This window comes from Chitinophaga sp. HK235 (assembly GCF_018255755.1).
GTDB lineage: Bacteria > Bacteroidota > Bacteroidia > Chitinophagales > Chitinophagaceae > Chitinophaga.
The window spans coordinates 4,042,223-4,064,766 of the sequence record NZ_CP073766.1 but is presented as its reverse complement, the minus strand read 5'-3'; the positions used below and the strand labels follow the sequence as shown (position 1 = coordinate 4,064,766).

Genomic DNA, 22,544 nt, shown 5'->3' with positions numbered 1-22,544 from the left:
TTATGAAACTTTCAGAAAAAAATGAAAAATAACTGTGGTGAGGAATGATTTTTCTGATGTTCCTGATGAGCTATTTTGTTTTTGAACTGTGATTTTTTTGATTTCGGGTGATGATGCTGATGTGCGGAGATTGAGTTTGATTTTTTTGTGAAGATGTGTAGAGATGGATGGATAGATAGGGTGGTGTTGATTGCTGGTGTTTGTTTTTTTGAGAAGGAAGATGGATGGGTAGGATAGATGATATTGGGGAGATGATGGAAGAGATGGGAAGGTGTTTTGTTGTGGGGAGAAGATGGTGAATATAGAAACATTCCAGCCTCTGATCAAACAGTAGGCTGAAATGTTTCTATCAAAAAGTCTTCATTAATAAAAGTTCAATAAAACATGATCTCCGCTTATCATAATCATCAGCGCACATCATGGAACTCTTATTAATTCATCAACGTGTTATATATCACAGTTGCGGCTATTGCACCAGCCAGTGGACCGACGATGGGTATCCAGGCATAGGCCCAGTCGCTGCTGCCTTTGCCGGGAATGGGCAGGAGGGCATGCATAATACGTGGACCCAGGTCTCTGGCTGGATTGATGGCATAGCCGGTAGGGCCTCCGAGAGACAGGCCTATGGCGAGCACCAGGAGGGCGACAGGTAGTGCATCGAGCGAACCGATGCCGGTAGTGGGCTTGGTGATGAAGAAGATGGCCAGTATAAATACGAGGGTGGCGATAAACTCAGTGAGGAGATTATACCAGGGAGTTCGTATAGCCGGTGAGGTGCAGAATACGGCGAGTTTGCCGGCGGCATCATCGCTGGCGTCGAAATGTTTTTTATAGCAGAGCCATACGAGGAGGGCGCCAAGCATAGCTCCCAGCAGTTGGGCTCCTATATACGCCGGTACAAGCGACCAGCTGAAAGATCCTTTGAGGGCCAGGGCAAGGGTGACGGCGGGATTGAGGTGGGCGCCGCTGTACTGTCCGGCGCAGAAAACACCTACAAATACAGCCATGGCCCATCCCATGGTGATAACGATCCAGCCGCTCTGCTGGCCTTTGGATTTGCTGAGTACTACGTTGGCAACTACGCCATCGCCGAGGGCGATGAGAAAAGCGGTACCGATGATTTCGGCTAATAATGGTGACATGTGTGGAATTTTTATTCTTCTGTCCAGGCCTGGGCTGCTTTGATGGCGCGTTTCCAGTCTTTACAGAGTTGATTACGTTGTGTTTGTTCCATGGTTGGGTCGAAGGTGGCATCTATTTTCCATTGCTGGTTGATAGTGTCGATGCTGTCCCAGAAGCCTACGGCTAGTCCGGCGAGGTATGCGGCGCCGAGTGCGGTGGTTTCTGTGATCCTGGGTCGTACTACGCGTACCTGAAGCAGGTCTGCCTGGAATTGCATGAGGAGGTTGTTGCCGGTGGCGCCGCCATCCACACGCAGTTCACTGATAGGCATACCGGCATCCGCTTCCATGGCTTTGAGTACGTCCATGGTTTGGAAGGCGATGCTGTCGAGTGCAGCGCGGGCAATATGGGCGGAGGTGGTACCACGGGTGATGCCGACCATAGTACCGCGGGCATGCTGATTCCAGTAGGGGGCGCCGAGGCCGGCGAAGGCCGGTACAAAATATACGCCGTCGCTATGTGGTACGGTGGCGGCCAGTTTCTCCACATCGGTGGAGTGGTGGATGATGCCGAGCCCGTCGCGTAACCACTGTACTACTGCACCACCGATGAAGATACTGCCTTCCAGGGCATAGGTTGTTTTACCATTGATCTGCCAGGCTACGGTGGTGAGGAGGTTGTTATGTGAAGGGATGGGTTTGTCGCCGGTATTGAGCACCATAAAACAGCCGGTACCATAGGTATTTTTGAGCATACCAGGAGCGGTACACATTTGTCCGAACAGGGCTGCCTGCTGGTCGCCGGCGATGCCTGCAATCGGAATACGGTAGGGGGTGAGGGTGGCTTCGGAATAGCCGTATACCTCGCTGGAGGGTTTAACTTCAGGCAGCATAGCGGCGGGGATGTTGAAGAGTGACAATAGTTCCTCATCCCATTTCATATCGTGGATATTAAACAACAGCGTGCGGGAGGCGTTGCTTACATCGGTGATATGCAGGTGTCCGTTGGAGAAGTTCCAGGTAAGCCAGCTGTCTACTGTACCGAAGGCCAGTTCGCCGTTTTCGGCTTTGCGTCTGGCTTCGGGGACATTATCGAGTATCCATTTTATTTTGGTGGCAGAGAAGTAGGCATCGATGCGCAGGCCTGTTTTGTCTTTGATCAGTTGTTCCTTTCCTTCTTTGATGAGCGAGTCGCAGTAGGCGGCAGTGCGGCGGTCCTGCCATACGATGGCATTATGAATGGGTTTGCCTGTTTTACGGTCCCATACGATAGTGGTTTCGCGTTGGTTGGTGATGCCGATGGCAGCGATGTTTTCGCCTGATATCCTGGCTTTGAGCAGTACTTCTGCTGCTACGCTGGCCTGTGATGTCCATATTTCCATGGCATCATGTTCTACCCAGCCGGGTTGCGGAAATATCTGTTTGAATTCTTTTTGTGCAGTAGCCTTGATACTGCCGTCGTGATCGAAGATGATGGCGCGGGAACTGGTGGTTCCCTGGTCGAGGGCAAGAATATATTTCCCCATCCGTAAGTTGTTTAGTGGCTAACAATTTACAAAAAAAATCCCCGGCGCAAGAACTGCACCGGGGATACACCATCTAAAAAATATGTTTGAAAATTACATTTTCTTGGCATCATCCAGGAACTTAGCCAGGCCGATATCCGTTAACGGATGTTTCAGCAGGCCAAGGATGGAATCTAACGGGCAGGTACATACGTCGGCACCTACTTCAGCACATTTTACAATGTGGAGGGCGCTGCGGATGGAAGCTGCCAGGATTTCAGTTTTAAAACCCTGCAGGCTGTATATCTGAGAGATCTGAGCAATCAGTTCGACACCGTCCCAGTTGCTGTCATCGATACGTCCGATGAAAGGAGATACGTAAGCGGCTCCTGCTTTAGCAGCCAGAATAGCCTGACCAGCAGAGAATACCAGCGTACAGTTTGTTCTGATACCGTTTTCAGAAAACCATTTGATGGCTTTTACACCTTCTTTGATCATGGGCACTTTCACCACAATATTCGGGTGGATGGCAGCCAGTTTTTTGCCTTCTTCAACGATAGATTTAAAATCAGTAGAAAATACTTCGGCGCTCACATCTCCGTCCACGATATCGCAGATATCTGCGTAATGTTTGAGAATAGCAGCTTCTCCCTTGATACCTTCCTTCGCCATCAGGGAAGGGTTGGTAGTCACTCCGTCCAGTACGCCGAGATCATGAGCTTCCCTGATCTGATCAAGATTCGCTGTATCGATAAAGAATTTCATACTATTAAGAATTATTTTGTAAGGATCCGGTTTGTGTCATTTTGTGGAGTACACTGTCATTAGTGAAGAGGTGAGAAAATAGTAACCAGATGACTATTGACGAGCAACTAATGACCTTTAAAAAAGAAAAAAGGCAAGTTACTTATATCGCACCGCTTCAACCGCCTACCCTTGCTACATTCCTGTCCTGGGGGAGTTCAGCAGGAGCTGGTCGTATAAGACTTGCCGGTTGCAAAGGTAATGCAATTCACTGAAAATCCAAATTTTGTGAAAGAAATCTCAAAAAAAAATTTCAATACGCCTGAGTTGCGTATTATTTTCCAGTTAAAAGATCAACGAAATATGTATGCTTTTCATTTGTTATACCTGAATTTTTTTGTATCTTGTTCCCTAATCCCGGACTGTAGCTGACTCCGTTGACTGCAGTCATTTTTCATTATTTCATCAAAAACATTTATCCTTATGGACAACGCCGCAAATGGTGCCATCTTCGCATTAATGCTCCCTTTTCTTTTATTTTCTTTAGCCTTTGGGGTTTTCTACATCATTTGTAATTGGAAAATCTACAAAAAAGCAGGTTTTGAAGGATGGGAATGTATTGTACCCATCTACAGCGCTATCATCATGTTAAGAATTATTGGTAAACCATGGTGGTGGTTACTGTTGTTCATGATCCCCGGTGTTAACGTCGTTTTCGCAATCTGGGCTACAAACCTGCTCAGCAAAAGCTTTGGAAAAGAGGTTGGTTTTACCCTGGGCTTAATATTCCTGGGCTTTATCTTTGTTCCTATCCTGGCATTCGACCGCAGCATCGTTTATCATGGCCCTGCCGGCGATCCCAATGGAATTCGCCCGCTGGAAGATGTGAACGCCATCGGCACCAATGCTGCGTAACTCTTTATCTGAAATCTACCTAACCTATGGAATCATTTAAAGATACCAAAACCACCGACCTACTCAGTGACCTGCAGGAAGCCCCGGCACCAGAAGAAGTCAGCAAAGGAATCCGATTTGCGGGTTTTATCATCGACTATCTTATCGTGATCGCCATTTGTGTGGGTATTGTCCTGTTTATACCCATGGGCGAAATGGAAATACGTTTGGTTTTCACGCTGGTATTCATCCTTTACTACAGCATCATGGAAGGATTGACGGGCCGCACCATCGGTAAAATGCTGACCGGTACCCGCGTGGTAACGTTGGATTACGAACGGATCAGCTTCGGTCAGGTCATGGGTCGTTCTTTTTCCAGAATCATACCTTTTGAGCCTTTCAGCATGTTGTTTGGACCGACTCCCTGGCATGACATGTGGACCAATACCACAGTGGTAAAAAACAAATAATAAACAACAGCGCACATGCGCCATCAATAAAACGAAGAGCGCGGAGATTTCCTCCGCGCTCTTCGTTTTATATATTGTATTAATTGTCTTTCGTCGTGTAGTAGTTGTAATCATTCAGCACTGTTTCCAGAAAACTGGTATTGGGCAGGTCAGACTGGATATGCAGCACTTCTTTTACCCGATGGGCCACTTTGGCCGCCAGCACTTCATCTTTGGCTTTGAGCGCCTTATCAAGCAACTCCTTTACCTTGTTCATATCCCTGTCGGATAAACGTGTGATCTGCGGAAACTGCGGCTGGTAGTCTGTTGCAGACATATCCCTGAAGATGGTTTCTTCAATGCTTCCCGTTCTTTTGATGCTGATCACAATCGTACCGGCCACCACATCGCCCAGGCGCTGACTGTAAGGAGTGCGGGCTATCGCTACTATCGGGATGATCACCGGAATAAGAAACATAAAGAACAGCAGTGGCGACTCTATCATCCGGAAAATCCAGCGGATCAGATGCTGACTGACCGTTGGCTGGTTGCCGGTAAGACTTACCACTTTCAGATGCAGCAGTTTTTTCCCGGGAGTCTGGCCACCCATCGCTATTTCCAGTACCAGAAAATACAACATCAGCGGAATGGAAAGAATCAGTATCGAAAGCACCAGGGTAGTGGTACTACTAAAATGAAAAGATACCAATACCATATACACGATCAGATAATAACAGAGCCGGATCGCAAAATCAATGAGCCAGGCCAGAAAACGCTTCATCACATCCGCCGTTTCAAATTCAAGATCAATGTTAAAGGAAGTTGGTATTTTTATGTTGCTCATATTCAAATTTACATATTTGTTTATATATTGTTAAACGATTTAGTAAGTTTGCTGATACTCCCCATAGTAACCCGTTACTGCAGGAAGATACCAGGACTTAAAAGGGAATTTGACTCACTATGAGAGAATCGTTGTTTATCAAGAAAAATTTGCCCCGCTGGAAAAAAATCCAGGAGGAGCCCACCGATGACCCTGATGAGATGGCGGAAAGATTTGTTTCCTTACTGGACGACCTCTCCTATGCCAAAACATTTTATAGCTTTAGTAAAGTAACCCGCTATATCAACGGCCTGGCCGCCGGCATTTACCAACGGATATATCAGAACCGGAAAGAAGAAGTAGGCCGTTTTCAATTGTTCTTCCGTTTTGAACTGCCATTGCTTTTCCGGCAATATCACCGCTTACTGCTGTTCACCTTCTGTTTTTTTCTGGTGTTCTGTATCATCGGTGCTTTTTCTTCTGCCCATGACGAAACTTTTGTGAGAGGATTTCTGGGTGATGAGTATGTGAATATGACCGAAAGAAATATCGCCAATAATGATCCTTTCGGTGTTTATAAGGACGGTAATCCGTTGCTGATGTTCCTGCGGATAGCAGTCAACAATATCAAGGTGTCGCTGATGTGTTATGTAAGCGGGATCTTCCTGGGTATTGGCTCTCTGTACTTGTTGTTACACAATGGTATTATGCTGGGTGTGTTCCAGTACATCTTCTTTTCGCATGGACTGGGATTTAAATCTGTGCTGGTGATATGGATACATGGTACGTTGGAAATCTCCAGCATTGTGGTTTCCGGTTGTGCCGGAATTATATTGGGTAAAAGTATTTTGTTCCCAGGTACCCGTAAGAGGCTGGAGTCTCTGCGCAAAGGTGCGAAAGATGGAATCAAGATCATGGTGGCACTGATCCCTGTATTTGTAGTAGCAGCTTTTCTGGAGGGCTTTGTAACCCGTTACACCGGAATGCCGCTGTGGCTCAGCCTTCTGATTCTTACGGGGTCCCTGTGTTTTATGGTGGGATATTTTATCCTTTATCCCATTTACCTGCACCGCAAAGGATATCGTTTAAATGCTGCCGGTAAAGTAGTCTTCCCTTTTTCCCGGCCAAAGTAACTGATGATGACAATTGATTGTAGAAAATATGTGAAACGCCTGTTGCTGCTGATTATGTTGTGCCTCCCCCTGAAAGGGCTGCCACAGCTGCCTGCGGCCGATGAACAGGAAACGAAAGATGGACAGGAAACAAAAGCAACTCCTTCCATACCGTACTACGACAAACGGACCGTATCTGAAGCAGTAATAACAAAGCTGAAGCAGGATAAACAGATGCAGTACCGTGATGAAGATGCGAAGAAGCCCCGCTCCGGGGAAGGCTTTTTCCGTGCGTTGGCCTTGCTCTTTCTTTTCATTTCCAAAATCCGGTATATTCTTGCCATTTTGTTGCTTGGTTTTCTGGGATTCCTGTTGTATCGTTTCATGAAAAACAATGGTATGAACATCTTCCGGAAACCCAAAGAGCTGGAAGTAACAGAAGAAATACATGAAGAAGATTTACGGAGTGCCAGTGAATATGAAGATAAGATCCGGGCTGCCATCGCTGCCAGAGATATCCGGCAGGCTGTACGCTGGTGGTACCTGTATACACTGTTTCAACTGGCCAACAGACAGTTGATCATCCCCGGAAGGGAAAAAACGAACAATGACTATCTGCGCAGTATGCGTAATACACCTTACTATAAAACGTTTTCCACACTGACATTGGACTATGAATATATCTGGTATGGTGAGTTTGAAGTCAGTGAAGCGCAATTCAATATCATGGCCCAGCAGTTCAGGGATTTTAATCATCAATTAGGCAAAGCTTCGTGAAAAAAAGGACTACCTATATCATAATTGTCGTTGTAGCATTATTACTGATAATGCTGGCGTTGTTCAGTAGCACTAACTTTGTTAATACTGAACAACTGTCCACCAACATGGAAAATGCCTCCTTTTCGAGCAAGGATAAAAAGGCTGGCGGGACTTATGTAGCTTTTAAAACATTGCCGGAGCTTTTTGCCGGCCGGCCCGTGCAGGTGGTTACCAAACCTTTTGCTACCACGTATGACAAAGAAACAGAGCTTCATGGTTCCAACAACGCTTATATTATTGTCGCTAATGAACTGTTTGCCACAGAGCGTGATGTGGAGTCTATGCTGTATTATGCTTCTCTGGGAAACTTCCTGTTTATCAGCGTTAACCGGATGGACCCGCTGCTGGCCAAAAAGCTGAAGTTTACCGTAGTGGATGGAGAGAACTTTCAGCAAAAAAAATCCAATACTGCCCAGCGTTATAAAGATCCCTCACTTGATCTGGACACCGCTTTCAGCTATATGGGCATGATCAGTGGCAGTTATTTCTCCGGCATAGATACAGCCACCACCACGGTTTTTGGGATGAATTACAAGAGCAGACCCAATTTTATCGGGATGGCTTATGGTGACGGTTTTGTTTATGTATCGCTCAATCCTTACACTTTCAGTAACTATTTCCTGCTACATCAAAAAAATATTGGTGCACAGGAAATACAAATGTCCTATCTGCCGGATGACGCTACCAACGTGTACTGGGACGATTTTTATAGTCATCAGTATGGTCCGCAGTCTGGTGATTTCAGCGAGTGGCAGGTGCTGATGCGTTATCCCGCCATGCGTTGGGCATTATGGCTGGCAGTGTTGCTGTTGTTGCTGTATGTGATTTTTGAAGGTAAAAGAAGACAACGTATCATCCCTGAAAAGCCGGTGCTGGCCAATAACTCGCTGGAATTTGTAGATGCTGTCGGACAGCTGTATTATCAGCAGCGCAACAACTACAACCTGGCTCACAAAATGATCATTCATCTGCTGGAGTATATCCGTTCCCGTTATTATCTCAATACGAATCATCTGAACGATCAGTTTGTCGAAGCACTGGCCAAAAAGGCGGCCATGCCTGAAATAACTATCCGGGAACTGTTTTCCATGCTTCACCAGATACAGCTCGCAGGCGAGGTGAGCGACGAACAGCTGAAAGATTTCTATCAACTCATTCAACATTTTTATTTAAATACGAAGTAAATAATGGATATCAATACCTTTCAACCCAGGACTGATTTTACCACCTTACACGAAGGCGTAGAAGCGATCAGAACACAGATAGGGAAAGTAATTGTGGGGCAGCATCAGATGGTGGATCTGTTGATAGCAGGACTGCTCACACAGGGCCATGTGCTGATTGAAGGGGTCCCCGGCGTGGCAAAAACACTGACTGCCAAGTTGCTCGCTCAGTGCGTGGACGCAGATTTTTCCAGGATACAGTTTACACCAGACCTGATGCCGGCAGATGTGCTGGGCACCTCTGTATTCAATCCTCAGACAAGAGAATTTGAATACAAAAAAGGTCCTGTTTTCAGCAACCTGGTACTGATAGATGAAATTAACCGTGCCCCGGCAAAAACACAATCTGCCCTTTTTGAGGTGATGGAAGAAAGGCAGATCACCAATGATGGTACTACCTATACCTTAAACCGTCCGTTTATGGTGATAGCCACGCAAAACCCCATCGAACAGGAAGGTACCTACCGCCTGCCGGAAGCACAGCTGGACCGTTTCCTCTTTAAGCTGGAAGTAAAATATCCTGATCTGCAGGAAGAAGTGGCGGTGCTGCAAAGTGTACAACGTCTCAACGGCGCCACTGATCTTTCGAAAGTGATCTCCAAAGTAGTAACGGCTACACAGGTGATCGAATTCCAGAACCTGGTGCGTCAGGTGAGGATCGAGGAAAAACTGTTGCACTATATCGCTGCTGTTGTCCATGAAACCCGTATGAACGCATCTCTTTACCTGGGTGCTTCTCCGCGTGCATCCATTGCCGTTATGAACTGTGCCAAAGCCATGGCTGCCATGCGTAACCGTGATTTCGTGATCCCTGATGATATTGTGGAAATGATGCCACATGTATTGCGCCATCGTATTATGCTGACACCGGAAAAAGAAATGGAAGGTATCCGTACGGATGATGTGATAGCCCAGATTCTCAAGATGGTGGAAGTGCCAAGATAAGCTTTAACTATGTCTTCATCTGTCAGAAATAATTTATACCAGCAGCTGTTTTTCACCAACCGCCTCTATCTTGGGTTAGGTGTCAACATACTGTTGTTTATCATCGCCTTTTTTGTGCCGGGACTGCTCAATATTGCTATACTGGCTTTGGGTATTCTGCTGGCTTTATTACTGCTCGACATGATACTGCTGGTGATGAGACCAGTGAGCATCCTGGAAGCCAGACGCGTGGCCAGTGCCCGTTTCAGCAATGGAGATGAAAATGAGGTACTGATCACCTGTACCAATCGTTATCCTTTCCCGGTATTGGTAACTGTCGTAGACGAACTGCCTTTCCAGTTTCAGGACCGGAATTTTTCGCTGCAGGCAAAGATTACAGCGGGAGCAGAACATGTTTTCCGGTATGTAGTAAGGCCCGTTGAAAGAGGAGAATACAAGTTTGGTTACACCAATGTATTTATGCAAAGTGCGTTGGGTATTGTAAACAGACGATTGATTTTTGATACGGAACAAACTGTGAATGTATATCCCAGTTTTCAGCAACTGCGGCACCACTCTCTGTATTCCTATATGAACAGGCTGAATGAAACGGGTGAGCACAAACGACGGGTGATAGGCCATAGTATGGAGTTTGATCATATCAAGCCTTATACAAAAGGAGATGATGTGCGGATGCTCAACTGGAAAGCGACTGCCCGTTCCGGTAACCTGATGGTGAATAATTATGTAGAAGAAAAATCACAGCAGGTATATTGTGTTATAGACAAAGGGCGCACCATGAAGATGCCTTTTGAGGGGATGACTTTGCTGGATTATGCTATCAATGCATCGCTGGTGTTCAGTAATGTAGCGTTGAACAAGGGCGACAAAGCGGGGCTGGTGGCTTTTACTGAACAGGCTGTGGAAGTGTTGCCGGCCAGCAATAAAAAAGTACAGCTTAATAAGATTCTGGAGTCGTTGTATGCCCAGGAAACAAAGTGGCAGGAAAGTGATTACGAAGCATTGAGCGTACAGTTGCGCAGTCACTTGTCACAACGTTCGCTGCTGATATTGTTCACCAATTTTGAATCGATGTCGAGCCTGCACCGGCAGTTGCCTTTTCTGCGCCGGCTGGCCAAATACCATCTGGTGCTGGTCGTGTTTTTTGAGAATACGGAATTGAAGAAGGTGACTGAACAGGAAGCGCAGGATGTGGAAGGTATTTACAAACAGACGATTGCCCAGAAGTTTGCCTACGATAAAAAGCTGATCGTGAAAGAGCTGGCCAAATACGGGATCATGTCACTACTGAGCACACCAGAGCAGCTGACGCTGAATGTGGTGAATAAATACCTGGAATTAAAAGCGCGTACGCTGATTTAGCATATTATTGCCTGCGACCTCTTGGCGCCGGCCGTCCTGGCGGTGGCGGAAGATCGGGATCGGGCATTTGTTTTACCGGTACAACCGAATGAATAAACATATCGGGGTTGGGTTTGTACCAGGCATCTATTGTAACTGTTTTAACAGTATCGTTTCTCTCTATTAACAGGTCCTGCCCAAGGACCTGGCCGGCAGAAGTCTTGAAAAGCAGCTGTGCGGTATCCAGCGGTAGTACTCTGCCACTGCTGAATTTCCCTTCCACATTGATATAATAACGGATGTCCCGCTTGATGCTGTCTGCGTAGTGGTTAAAACGCATGCCTGTCAGGTGTGGCAGGGTGATGGTAGCTTCCAGCGGAGGATTACCTTCGCTGGTGACGGTGAGGGTTATACGATAATGTTGTTGTGCCAGTTGCTGCCGGTTAAAGGAGAGGATACCGTTTTGTACCTGGCCATTGGAGGAGCTGACCTGTATTTTATTCCAGCGCAGGTTGCCCTGCAGCAGGCCGGTGGTTTGCCGGGTGCTGTTGTCGCTGTAGGTATATTGCAGTCCAATGGGCACGCGGTCGTATAATTCGGAGATAGCAGTGGTATCGTACCAGGCGTTGATACGAATGGCTTTAACCTGCTGGGCACGGGCCAGCAGGTTGATTAGCATGAATGCGGTCAGCAGCAGGTGTTTTTTCAAGCTATCCGGTGTTTATCGTACGGACATTTGTCTGGCAACGTACTTGCCGAGTATATCAAACTCCAGGTTGATAAGATGTCCTGGGCGCATGAACTGAACATTGGTAAAGGAGAAAGTATATGGTATGATGGCCACGGAGAACTCCTTGTCGGTGATATCAAAGCAAGTGAGGCTGATACCGTTCATGCAGATACTGCCTTTTTCCACAATCAGTCCGGCAAATTCGGACGGATAGGTAAAGCGGTACAGCCAGCTGCCGTTTTGTTCGTCGCGGGAAATGCAGGTTCCGGTACCGTCTACGTGTCCCTGTACCAGGTGTCCGTCGATGCGTCCGTTGAATACCATGGCTCTTTCCAGGTTTACCTTATGGCCGGGTACGAGCAGGGAGAGATTGGTTTTCTGCAGTGTTTCGGCTACGGCTACGGTTTCGTAGGTGTTGCCCTGTACGTTGGTAACGGTAAGGCATACACCGTTATGGGAAACGCTCTGGTCTACTTTTAATTCACCGGCGATAGATGATTGCAGGGTGATGACCAGGTTGCTGCCTTCTTTGCGTGTGGATATTACTTCTCCTAGTGTTTCTATGATTCCTGTGAACATGAAGCGAATTTAAGAAAAAAACTATACCCTCGGTTTCCAGGGAATTTCTTCCACGCCGAGTTTGTGTCCGGTCCAGCGGGCGAGTACAAAGAGGTAGTCGCTGAGGCGGTTGATATATTTGAGTACGAGTGGTTCGATGAACATATTGTGTTCCTGCATACCTACACAGAGTCTTTCAGTGCGACGGCATACGCAGCGGGCGATATGGCAGGTAGATACGGCTACATGGCCACCAGGGAGTACAAAGTGTTTCATGGGCGGCAGTTCATCATTCATTTTATCGATGCTGGATTCCAGCAGCTGGATGTCTGCCTCATGAAGGTCGGGTATTCTCATTTTGGTTTCCTTATCGGGGTCGCAGGCGAGTGCAGCGCCGACGGTAAACAAACGGTCCTGTATTTCCTTCAGGAGGTTTTTGGTGTCGGGGTCTGCCATGTAGTCGTTGACCAGGCCGATGTAGGAATTAAGTTCATCCACGGTGCCATAGGCATCGATGCGGAGGTCACTTTTGGGCACTTTGGTACCGCCGATAAGGGATGTTTTCCCTTTATCGCCTGTTTTGGTGTATATCTTAAGCGACATGTTTTTTATGCAAAATACGAATTACGGGGTCGTTATCGTCCCGGAGTGGGCCTCTTTTTTCCCGTTGATCCTGTCGGATTCGATAATACCGTCTCTCAGCCGGATAACTCTTCTGGCGTGCTCGGCGATATCTTCTTCGTGGGTAACGAGTACAACCGTGTTGCCGGAAGCGTGGATGTGGCCGAATATTTCCATGATCTCGATGGATGTTTTGGTATCGAGGTTACCGGTAGGTTCGTCGGCGAGGATGAGGGCGGGGTCATTTACCAGGGCACGGGCGATGGCCACACGCTGGCACTGTCCACCGGAGAGTTCGTTGGGTTTGTGTTTGTAACGGTCGCCGAGTTTTACCTTTTCGAGCATCAGGCGGGCCTTTTCTTCCCTTTCTTTTTTACCGATGCCGGCATATATCAGCGGAACGGCCACATTTTCAAGGGCTGTGAGGCGGGGCATGAGGTTAAACTGCTGGAAAACAAAGCCTATTTCCTTTCCGCGAACGGAGGCCAGATCATTATCCTCCATTTTGCTTACATCGTGGCCACTCAGGATATAACGGCCACTGGTAGGGGTGTCCAGGCATCCGAGGATGTTCATGAGTGTGGACTTGCCGGAGCCGGAAGGTCCCATAAGGGCCACATACTCATTTTTAAAGATGTCCAGGGATACCCCCTTGAGTACCGGCAATTCATTTTTGCCGAGAAAATAACTTTTTCTGATGTCTTCCAGGTGGATAACGGACTTTTGCATGGTGATTATTTCTTTATGACTTTCGGCACCTCGAAATATTCTGGGGTGGCTGCAGGTGCGTTTTGCAGGCCTTCTTCCCGGGTTATGGAAGGTATCACCCTGTCTTCCCGGAATACATTATAGTCGGCCGTGAGGTGTAACAAGGGTTCTACGTTGGTGGTATCCAGTTCGTTCAACTTCTCCACAAAAGTGATCATCCGCTGCAGATCCCCACGGATCTCCGCTCTTTCCTGCTCGTTAAATTCAAGTCGGGCCAGATCTGATAACTGTTGCACCAGGGCGTCGTTCACTTCCATAATCAAATTAAATCAAAAAATAATAAAATATATCGGGTAAAATGATGGTATCTCAAAAATAGGGATAAACGGAGAGCTTTCAACTTTTGCCCAGCGCCTTTTTCGGCAATTTGTTATAATTTTTTTACAGAACAGTATCCTATGGGGTGCTGAAAGCTAGCAGCGATTATTTAAATTGCGCCTTGTTATGGCTACAGAAAAAGAAATTGTGGTGAGTGGCATTCGCCCCACCGGTTATTTGCATTTAGGCAACTATTTTGGCGCTATCCGTAATTATATCCGGATGCAGGAAGAATTTAACTGCTACTTTTTTGTGGCAGACTGGCATTCCCTGACTACCCACCCGAATCCGAAAGACCTGCAAACCAATGTAATGCGGGTACTGGCGGAAAATATCGCTTCGGGCCTCGATCCGGAGAAAGTGACCCTGTACGTACAAAGCGACATCCCGGAAATAGCAGAACTGTACCTGCTGATGAATACGCTGGCCTATATGGGAGAACTGGAGAAAGTCCCTACCTTCAAAGACAAGGTAAGACAGCAACCCGACAACGTGAACGCCGGCCTGCTGACCTACCCTGTGCTGATGAGCGTGGACATCCTGATCCAGCGTGCCGTAAAAGTACCGGTAGGCAAAGACCAGGGCCAGCACCTGGAAATGGCCCGGAACTTCGCCCAGCGCTTCAACAGCCGCTATGGAGAACTGTTTCCTGAACCGGAAGCTTTCAACTACGGGGATAACCTGGTACGTATCCTGAGCCTCGATGGCAAAGGCGGCAAAATGAGCAAGAGCGAAAACGAAATGTCCACCATCTATCTCTCTGATGAAGATGATAAGATCCGCCAAAAGCTAAAAAAAGCACAAACGGCCAGCGGTGGTGTTCCTGGTGAACCGATGCCTGAATCCGTACAGAACCTGATCGAAATCATGAAACTGGTGTCTGCTCCTGATACTGTTCAGTTTTACATAGATGCCTATAACGCGGGAACTATCCGTTACGGCGATATGAAAACACAGCTGGGTGAGGACATGGTGAAATTTATTGCGCCCATCCGCGAAAGAGCAAAATCCCTGCAGCAAGACACTACCTATCTGCGTAAAATCATGAAGGAAGGTGCTGAAAAAGCAAGGGCAAATGCGGCACAAACTTTGCAACAGGCCAGAAAACTTATCGGTTTAAACTATTATTGAGATAGTCAGTACTGGTAGCTATTTTCAATAATAACGACCTATCAATTAGCATGGCAAAACAAAATAAAATCAAACATATCGCGATCGCCGGCAATATCGGCGCTGGTAAAACCACGCTCACCGAAATGCTTTGCCGCCACTATAAATGGCACCCGCAGTATGAAGATGTAGAGCACAATCCCTATCTCAACGATTTTTATGAAGATATGCCCCGCTGGTCTTTTAATCTGCAGATATACTTCCTCAACGGAAGATTAAAACAACTGCTGGAGATCCAGAACGGGAAAGACACTGTGATACAGGACCGTACCATCTATGAGGACGCGCATATCTTTGCACCCAACCTCTACGAAATGGGCCTGATGACCAAACGGGATTTCGATAACTACTTCAACTTCTTCCAAACGCTGAAAAGCATGGTGAAACCGCCGGACCTGCTGATCTATCTGCAGGCTTCCGTACCGACCCTGGTAGCACAGATTCAGAAAAGAGGAAGAGAATATGAAGAGAATATACGGCTCGACTATCTGAAACGCCTGAACGAATATTACAACAACTGGATTGAAAAATATGATGAAGGTCCGTTGCTGGTGATTGATATTGACAAAAATAAATTTCCCGAAAGCGATGAAGACCTGGGTGAAATTATTTCCAGGATTGATTCTCAGCTCTACGGCCTCTTCTGATCACTGACTGGAAGAACAGATAATTGCCCCGTCCGGCTTGCGCCAGACGGGGTTTTGTTTTTTCAGGAGAAAATTTTTTTCACGTTAAGATGTGATTAACATTTGTCTGCTTCGCAGGACATATTTTTGTTGAACAGTGAATGTTTGTTGACCGATATATTTTTTGTTAAACCCTTTTTTTGCAATGAAGATATTGCTATTGACCATTGTTTGTGTGCCTTGTATGTTAGTAACATCTGCACAGTCTTTATGGATGCCACTGGGAAAGGATATTGGCAGTGGCAGTTACAGCCGTCATTTTCAGGATGTGGCATCAGCCGCTTATCAACCTGCGGGATTATCCTGTTTACGTACATTTTCAGCAGGCTTGTATGCAGAACAAAGATTCCGGTTGCAGGAGCTTCCGCTGTATATGGCCATGGCGGCCTTTCCTGTGGGTGCCGGTGCGTTTGGATTGCAGCTTTCGAGGATAGGTAGCAGTGCTTACTACCGGCAAAGCGCCGCACTGGCATATGGAAGGTCGCTGGGTCGCAGGGTAGGCCTGGGGATAGGATTCAATTATGAAACGGAAGTTTTGCCGGGATATGGCTCCCGCGGCTATCCTTCGGTGACCGGTGGCATGCTGTATCATCCCGGTATATGCTGGCATATTGGTCTGCGGATATATTATTCACCACAGCAGCCTGCTGTTTACAGTGCCGGTATCGGATGGGAAGCAGCTGCCAGTTTTTTGCTGACTGCCGAAGTGGTCAAAGCCGCCGATGAAGCCGCATGGATGAGAGCAACAGCCAGTTACAGGATAGCACCGCCACTGGCATTGCAATGGGGAATAGCCACCAGGGCGCCCTTTCATTATGCTGGTGTCAACATTTATTGGCATGCGCTGCGTATTATGTTTGCAGCCGGCTTTCACCCGCAGTTGGGCATTACACCTTCAACCACTATCATATGGCAGCGGGACTCTACAGAATGATAGGCAGCGTGCTATTGTTGTGTGGTAGCTGGCTGAAGGCAGAAGCCCGGCAGGAAGAATCCATGCCACCCCTGATGGAAAATGCCCTGGAAAACGAAACAGCCGGCAATGACGCGCTGCCGGAAGACGATGCCAACTGGCAGCGGCTGGAAGCTTACGCCCGTCATAAGATACAGCTCAATACCGCAGATGAGGCTACATTGCAGTCGTTAGGAATGCTGACCGCACTGCAGATCGGTAATTTTATAGCCTATCGGCGTTTGCTGGGGAATCTCGTGAGTATCTATGAATTGCAGGCGGTGCCTGGGTTTGAGCCGGATCTGATCCGGCAGCTGCTGCCCTATATCAGGGTAGGCGATGATCTGGCTCCTCATTATACCTGGCACGACTACCTGCATAAAGGTGATCATGTGTGGCTGCTCCGTTATAGCAGGCAGCTGGAGAAAGCACGTGGATATGAGTATACCGGCAGTACGCCGGCGATGTACAGGGGTAGTCCTGATAAGGTATTGTTAAGATACCGCTATAGCTTTCCCCGTTATATCAGCTGGGGTATTACCATGGAAAAGGATGCAGGGGAACCATGGGGCGGCTACCGCCGTCAATACGGTTTTGATTTCTACAGTGCGCATCTGTTTCTGCGGAATATAGGCCGGCTTAAAGCGGTGGCTATCGGTGATTTTACGGCCAACCTGGGGCAGGGACTACTCAACTGGCAATCGCAGGCCTACGGCAAAGGAGCTGCAGTCATGCAGATAAAAAGGGAAGGAGAGATACTACGGCCCTATACTTCGGCAGGAGAGTATTACTTTTTCAGAGGGGCTGCCGCCACCTGGCAGCAGAAAACATGGCAGATAACCATCCTGGCTTCCTGGCGCCAGCTCGATGGAAGTCTCAATGCTGCAGATACCTTGCAGGATATATCGGCCACTTCACTGGTGAGCAGTGGCTATCACCGTACCCTCACTGAAATATCGAAGAAAGGGAGTATACAGCAACTGAGCAGCGGTGGAAATATACGCTACCAAACCCGGCGTTGGCAGGTAGGTGTCAATGTAATCTCACACCGGCTTACACCGGCGCTGCAAAAGGAACAGCACCCTTATAATCAGTTTGAGTTCAACGGTGCTGAGCTGACCGGTGCCAGTGTAGACTACGCAGCTTACTGGAAAAATGTGCACCTGTTTGGAGAAGCAGCGGTGAGTGATAACAGAAAACCTGCCCTGGTACAGGGAATACTGACCAGTCTGTCGCCCGCGGTGGATATGTCGGTCGTATACCGGTACTATGATAAAGCCTACCAGTCCTTTTATGCCAAAGGGTTTGGGGATAACTACCGGACTGTCAACGAAAAAGGTTTGTATACAGGCCTTACAGTACAGGTTACACCCCGATGTAAGCTGGACGCCTATGCAGATATCTTTCATTTTCCCTGGCTAAAATACAGGGCAGATGCTCCGTCTGATGGATCTGAGTTTTTGTTACAGCTAACTTATGCACCGGATAAAAAGAAACGTTTCCTGCTGCGGTTGAACAGCAGAAAATATGAAGAGAATCTGCTGGTGTCCGGTAATGCATTAAAGATATTATCAGATATAACTACAACGCATATACGATTTCAGGGAGATTGCCAGTACAGGCAATACTGGTCTTTTAAAGTACGGGCAGAATACAGTCGATATATGGCTGCCACAGGTAGCCAGACAGGCTGGATGTTTTATGGTGATATAGCCTGCCGGCTGCCACGGTGGCCGATAACAATGAATGCCAGGCTGGCGCGTTTTCAAACCGATAATTATGATACCCGCATGTATGCCTATGAACGCAGTGTACTATATGACAATGCGGTATCTCAGGTGTATGGGCGGGGATGGCAGTATTATCTGAATGTGAAGTATAAGGTGAACAAACAGCTGTCGTGCTGGATGCGTGTCCATCAGACAATTTATCCTGGAAAACAGGTAATTGGTACTGGCTGGGATGCAATAGCGGGCAGCAAGAAAACTTTTTTTCAGTTGCAACTAATGCAAACGTTATAGATAATTATTGAAGAATATTAATTTTTATCCATTTAAAATATTGGTTATTAATTCATTATGAGCTTTGGGGCATTTCCTGTTAAAATAATGTTAAGTATAAAAGATTTAGCATTCATTTTTTTTATACCTTGGAGGTGTTCAACCAAAATCTAAATCCTAAAAAAATAATAACCAATGAGCCGCTTTTACCTTAAAGCTTGTGCCCTTTAGCAGTGATTTCCCCTGCGTGTTTTAGGTTTCTCGTTTGCTTGTTTGCTCGTTTGCTTGTGATACAATTTAGAAATGGTTTTTTGCTGTTACACCTTAAGCAAAGTTAATCAGATGCCTGAGTTTTAGCGTATGACACCGATAGTGGTATATGCAGCTGTGACTGCGTATACCAGGATATGATGCCAGTATATAAACGTAGGACAGACGTCCTCTTTCTTTTTCAACCAAATCTGAATCTTTTTTATGAAAAAGGTATTACTCCTTTTTGCCATGCCTATGGCAATTGTAAGTCTGGTCCATGCACAGGAACGCCAGGTTGCAGGTACCGTTAAGGGCAGCGACGGAAGCCCTGTATTAATGGCTACCATACAAATCAAAGGTACTTCCACCGGGACCACCACAGACAAGCAGGGGCATTTCAGTCTGACTGTTAAAGACTCAAAAGCAGTGCTGATTGTCAGAAGTGTGGGCTTCCTCACCCGGGAAGTAACAGTAGGTGATAATCCAACCTTATCAATCGTTCTGCCGGTAGATACCAAAGCCTTACAGGAAGTGGTAGTCACTGCCCTCGGTATCCGCCAGGAGAAAAAAGCAATCGGTTATTCCGCCCAGGATGTAAAGGGTGATGAATTAACCAGAACAGCTCCTTCTAACCCTCTTTCTGCCCTTTCCGGTAAAGTAGCCGGTGCTACTATCATTACGGCATCCGGTACCCCGGGAGCTGCGGTGAGAGTACAGTTGCGCGGTGCTACTACCATTCTGGGCAGTAACCAGCCCCTCTTTGTAATCGACGGTTTGCCGGTAGATAACAGCGAAACAAATACCAGCAGCGACGCTTCCGGTACTGCAGGTGTAATGCAATCCAACAGGATGGTTGACATCAACCCGGATGATGTTGAAAATATCACTATCCTGAAAGGCCCCGCTGCTGCTGCATTATATGGTAGCCAGGCCTCCAACGGTGCCATCATCATTACCACCAAAAAAGGAAAACGCTCCGCCGATGGCAGGACCTTCAATGTTTCCTATGGTGTTACCGTGAATTTTGACCAGGTGAACAAATTACCTGACAGACAAACCAAATACGGACAAGGTATGTACGGAATCCTGGCCAGACCTGACTTTGTACCCGATACCCTTTTTGCACTCGGCTTTGGGAATGCTGCCAAATCCTATTCATACGGTCCGGCTATAGACACACTGGTATTTGATGGTGACAAAAGTTATCTGTGGGACCCCAATGGCAGACTGGTAGGTAAAAGTTCCAACCCAGGCGGGAAAGCAGCTAACGTATATGATCCGTATAAATTCTTCCAGACAGGAGTAGGGGTACAACACAACCTGGCCGTGACCGGCGGAAATGCCAACCTGGGTTATCGTGTGTCTGTTTCCCACTTCAACCAGGAAGCCATTATCCCCCAAAATAATTTCAAGAAAACGACTGTCGCATTTTCTACAGATTATAAATACAACGATAAATTTAATGTTATCACCTCTCTCAACTATGTTAACTCCGGTGGTAGCCGCCCGCAGCAAGGTAGTAACACCAGTGGTGTAATGCTGGGCCTGCTCCGTACCACCCCAACCTTCGATAACTCTGGTGGTACCAGCGGATCTACAGATCCAAAGGCTTATATGTTACAGGACAACACCGGTAACCAGAGAAGCTACCGCGGAAGAGGTGGATACGATAACCCTTACTGGACCGTAAATATGAACCCTTACCGTGATGATGTACAACGTGTATTCGGTACCGTAGGAGCCATCTACAAACCATTTGACTGGTTATCTATTACAGAAAGGTTCGGTGGTGATTATTCAATGGACAATCGTAAACAGATTTACTCCAAAAACTCCGCTGGTTTCCCATCCGGACAAATCTTTGAAGACCAGCTCAGCACACTCGTTATCAACAACGACCTGTTTGCTACCCTAACCAAACATGCCGGCAAATTTGATTACTCTCTGTTGGTAGGCCAGAACGTTTACGACCTGAAAACAAAATATCTGCACACCCAGGGTGATGGCTTTAGCTCCAACGATTTCCAGGGTGTTACCAATACTTCCAGCAACAGCCTGTCTGTCGGCAACACACGCCAGCGCCGCGTGGCCTTTTATGGAAAAGCCAATGTCGCGTTCAGCAATTACCTGTTCCTGGAATTAACAGGCAGGTATGAAGGAAACAGTACCTTGCCCACCCAAAACCAATTCTTCTTCTATCCGGCTGCCAGTCTGGGTTATATATTCTCAGAAGGGCTTAACCTGAAAAGCAATGCTTTCACCTATGGTAAAGTACGCCTCGCTTATTCCAGCGTGGGTAGGGGCTTAAACCCTTATAGTCTCCAGACTTATTACACGCAGGCCGGTGTGGCTGATGGCTGGACAAATGGCGTGACCTTCCCATACAGTGGTCGTGTAGGTTTCCTGACCAGCGGAACACTGGGCAATCCCAACCTGACAGCAGAAAAAACCAATCAGCTGGAAATAGGAACAGAACTGCGTTTCCTGGATAACCGTATCGGCCTTGATTATACCTATTACAGAGGAAAAAGTAATAACCTGCTGAATGCTGTTACTATTGCCAGCAGCAGCGGTTACGGACAAGTATACCTGAATGCCGCTTCCATGCAGAACCAAGGCCATGAGGTAACACTGACTCTGGAGCCGGTTAAAACAAAAAATTTCAACTGGAATATGGCTTTCACCTATTTCCAGAACCGTAATAAGGTGCTCAAATTAGCCGATGGTATCGATCGTTTCGATTTCAACGGTTTTACCGGCATATTCGTTTCTGCTATTGTGGGTAAACAATATGGCTCTCTCTACGGTACCGGCTATTTGAAAGATGCACAGGGCCGTTTGGTGATCAATGATAAGGGCGCTCCCGGTGACGGAGCTTATGGCCTGCCCATCGTATATGACCCACTGCAGTACCTCGGTGATGTAAACCCCAAATGGTCCGGATCCGTAGGTAACACCTTTACCTACAAAGGCATCTCCCTCTATGTGTTGTTTGAAACCAAACAGAAATTTGATATCTGGAACGGTACCTGGGGTGCCATGACCAACTTCGGAGTAAGCGCCAATACACTGGAAAGAGGAACTCAGAAAGTATTTGACGGCGTAAAAGGCCACCTGGATGATAACGGCCAGCTGGTAACCAAAGGAGAAAAAAATGACCTAAAAGGAGATATTAATGCCGACTACTACACGGGTGTAGGAAGTGGTTTTACAGTAAACGAACCCTTTATCCAGGATGCGAGCTGGATCCGCTTGCGTGAGGTGTCCCTGGGATATCGTATTGACGGAAAAAAACTGTTTAAGAACAAACGTTTATTCGATGCCGTTACTGTAACCGCTATCGCCAGAAATCTTTGGCTGCATACCAAATACACCGGCGTAGACCCGGAAACAAGTTTGTTCGGAACGCAGGAAGCACAAGGGTTTGACTATTTTAACAACCCTGGTACCAAAACCTATGGTTTCAGCCTGAAATTCGATTTCTAGTTGTCATTTTACCCATAAAAAAAGAAA

The 22,544-nt window shown here is 47.0% G+C and carries 21 protein-coding genes and 1 other RNA gene; 12 read left to right on the top strand and 10 right to left on the bottom strand.

Annotated elements, in window-relative coordinates:
* Positions 1-431: 431 nt before the first annotated feature.
* The 4 genes from KD145_RS14685 to ffs form a co-directional block, all read right to left on the bottom strand.
* Positions 432-1,142 (bottom strand): MIP/aquaporin family protein, encoded by a 711-nt coding sequence (locus tag KD145_RS14685; protein ID WP_212006594.1) that lies wholly within the window; start codon positions 1,140-1,142, stop codon positions 432-434.
* Positions 1,143-1,153: 11 nt separating this feature from the next.
* Positions 1,154-2,647, bottom strand: coding sequence for a glycerol kinase GlpK (glpK, locus tag KD145_RS14680; RefSeq protein ID WP_212006593.1), 1,494 nt, complete (start codon positions 2,645-2,647; stop codon positions 1,154-1,156).
* A 93-nt stretch (positions 2,648-2,740) separates the two neighbouring features.
* A complete protein-coding gene (gene fsa / locus KD145_RS14675) occupies positions 2,741-3,391 on the bottom strand; it encodes a fructose-6-phosphate aldolase (protein WP_113617186.1) in 651 nt (216 codons plus the stop codon).
* Positions 3,392-3,519: 128 nt separating this feature from the next.
* Positions 3,520-3,619: signal recognition particle sRNA small type (gene ffs, locus KD145_RS14670), an RNA gene on the bottom strand.
* A 234-nt stretch (positions 3,620-3,853) separates the two neighbouring features.
* Here ffs and KD145_RS14665 point away from each other — a divergent pair.
* Both KD145_RS14665 and KD145_RS14660 read left to right on the top strand, forming a co-directional pair.
* Positions 3,854-4,285, top strand: a complete 432-nt coding sequence (locus KD145_RS14665) for a DUF5684 domain-containing protein (protein ID WP_212006592.1) — start codon at positions 3,854-3,856, stop codon at positions 4,283-4,285.
* A gap of 26 nt (positions 4,286-4,311) precedes the next feature.
* On the top strand, positions 4,312-4,734 hold the full coding sequence (locus KD145_RS14660; RefSeq protein WP_212006591.1) for an RDD family protein: 423 nt from the start codon (positions 4,312-4,314) through the stop codon (positions 4,732-4,734).
* Positions 4,735-4,813: 79 nt separating this feature from the next.
* On the opposite strand, the gene KD145_RS14655 is transcribed toward KD145_RS14660, so the two are convergent.
* Entirely contained in the window at positions 4,814-5,557 is a 744-nt protein-coding gene (locus tag KD145_RS14655) for an RDD family protein (protein WP_212006590.1), read from the bottom strand.
* A gap of 119 nt (positions 5,558-5,676) precedes the next feature.
* Here KD145_RS14655 and KD145_RS14650 point away from each other — a divergent pair, with 119 nt between their 5' ends.
* The 5 genes from KD145_RS14650 to KD145_RS14630 are packed head-to-tail and all read left to right on the top strand — an operon-like array spanning position 5,677 to position 10,997.
* Positions 5,677-6,669 (top strand): stage II sporulation protein M, encoded by a 993-nt coding sequence (locus KD145_RS14650; protein ID WP_212006589.1) that lies wholly within the window; start codon positions 5,677-5,679, stop codon positions 6,667-6,669.
* A gap of 6 nt (positions 6,670-6,675) precedes the next feature.
* Positions 6,676-7,425: a hypothetical protein gene (locus KD145_RS14645; protein WP_212006588.1), complete on the top strand. Its 750-nt coding sequence runs from the start codon at positions 6,676-6,678 to the stop codon at positions 7,423-7,425.
* A complete protein-coding gene (locus KD145_RS14640) occupies positions 7,422-8,651 on the top strand; it encodes a DUF4350 domain-containing protein (RefSeq protein WP_212006587.1) in 1,230 nt (409 codons plus the stop codon). The genes KD145_RS14645 and KD145_RS14640 overlap by 4 nt, the downstream gene beginning before the upstream one ends.
* 3 nt (positions 8,652-8,654) lie before the next feature.
* On the top strand, positions 8,655-9,635 hold the full coding sequence (locus KD145_RS14635; RefSeq protein ID WP_212006586.1) for a MoxR family ATPase: 981 nt from the start codon (positions 8,655-8,657) through the stop codon (positions 9,633-9,635).
* Between the two features lie 9 nt (positions 9,636-9,644).
* Positions 9,645-10,997, top strand: a complete 1,353-nt coding sequence (locus KD145_RS14630) for a DUF58 domain-containing protein (protein WP_212006585.1) — start codon at positions 9,645-9,647, stop codon at positions 10,995-10,997.
* Between the two features lie 4 nt (positions 10,998-11,001).
* Here the strand turns inward: KD145_RS14630 and KD145_RS14625 are convergent, their stop codons facing one another.
* From KD145_RS14625 to gatC, 5 genes are read right to left on the bottom strand one after another with little or no spacing between them, the layout of a single operon-like run.
* A complete protein-coding gene (locus KD145_RS14625) occupies positions 11,002-11,685 on the bottom strand; it encodes a hypothetical protein (RefSeq protein WP_212006584.1) in 684 nt (227 codons plus the stop codon).
* A gap of 12 nt (positions 11,686-11,697) precedes the next feature.
* Positions 11,698-12,285 carry a riboflavin synthase gene (locus tag KD145_RS14620; protein WP_212006583.1) on the bottom strand — a complete coding sequence of 196 codons (588 nt, stop codon included), beginning with the start codon at positions 12,283-12,285 and terminating at the stop codon, positions 11,698-11,700.
* A gap of 21 nt (positions 12,286-12,306) precedes the next feature.
* A complete protein-coding gene (locus KD145_RS14615) occupies positions 12,307-12,867 on the bottom strand; it encodes a cob(I)yrinic acid a,c-diamide adenosyltransferase (RefSeq protein WP_212006582.1) in 561 nt (186 codons plus the stop codon).
* Between the two features lie 21 nt (positions 12,868-12,888).
* Complete coding sequence (locus tag KD145_RS14610) at positions 12,889-13,614, bottom strand: ABC transporter ATP-binding protein (protein ID WP_212006581.1); 726 nt, start codon at positions 13,612-13,614, stop codon at positions 12,889-12,891.
* 5 nt (positions 13,615-13,619) lie between these two features.
* The gene (gene gatC / locus KD145_RS14605; RefSeq protein WP_212006580.1) at positions 13,620-13,910 is read right to left on the bottom strand and encodes an Asp-tRNA(Asn)/Glu-tRNA(Gln) amidotransferase subunit GatC; all 291 of its coding nucleotides are present in this window, start codon (positions 13,908-13,910) and stop codon (positions 13,620-13,622) included.
* 187 nt (positions 13,911-14,097) lie between these two features.
* Between gatC and trpS the strand changes: the two genes are divergently transcribed.
* The 5 genes from trpS (at position 14,098) to KD145_RS14580 (ending at position 22,517) form a co-directional block, all read left to right on the top strand.
* Complete coding sequence (gene trpS / locus KD145_RS14600; protein WP_212006579.1) at positions 14,098-15,102, top strand: tryptophan--tRNA ligase; 1,005 nt, start codon at positions 14,098-14,100, stop codon at positions 15,100-15,102.
* Between the two features lie 50 nt (positions 15,103-15,152).
* Positions 15,153-15,788: a deoxynucleoside kinase gene (locus KD145_RS14595; RefSeq protein ID WP_113617201.1), complete on the top strand. Its 636-nt coding sequence runs from the start codon at positions 15,153-15,155 to the stop codon at positions 15,786-15,788.
* A gap of 184 nt (positions 15,789-15,972) precedes the next feature.
* Positions 15,973-16,761 carry a hypothetical protein gene (locus tag KD145_RS14590; RefSeq protein WP_212006578.1) on the top strand — a complete coding sequence of 263 codons (789 nt, stop codon included), beginning with the start codon at positions 15,973-15,975 and terminating at the stop codon, positions 16,759-16,761.
* Complete coding sequence (locus KD145_RS14585; RefSeq protein WP_212006577.1) at positions 16,737-18,800, top strand: helix-hairpin-helix domain-containing protein; 2,064 nt, start codon at positions 16,737-16,739, stop codon at positions 18,798-18,800. The genes KD145_RS14590 and KD145_RS14585 overlap by 25 nt, the downstream gene beginning before the upstream one ends.
* A 453-nt stretch (positions 18,801-19,253) precedes the next feature.
* Positions 19,254-22,517 carry a SusC/RagA family TonB-linked outer membrane protein gene (locus KD145_RS14580; RefSeq protein WP_212006576.1) on the top strand — a complete coding sequence of 1,088 codons (3,264 nt, stop codon included), beginning with the start codon at positions 19,254-19,256 and terminating at the stop codon, positions 22,515-22,517.
* The last annotated feature ends 27 nt before the right edge of the window (positions 22,518-22,544 follow it).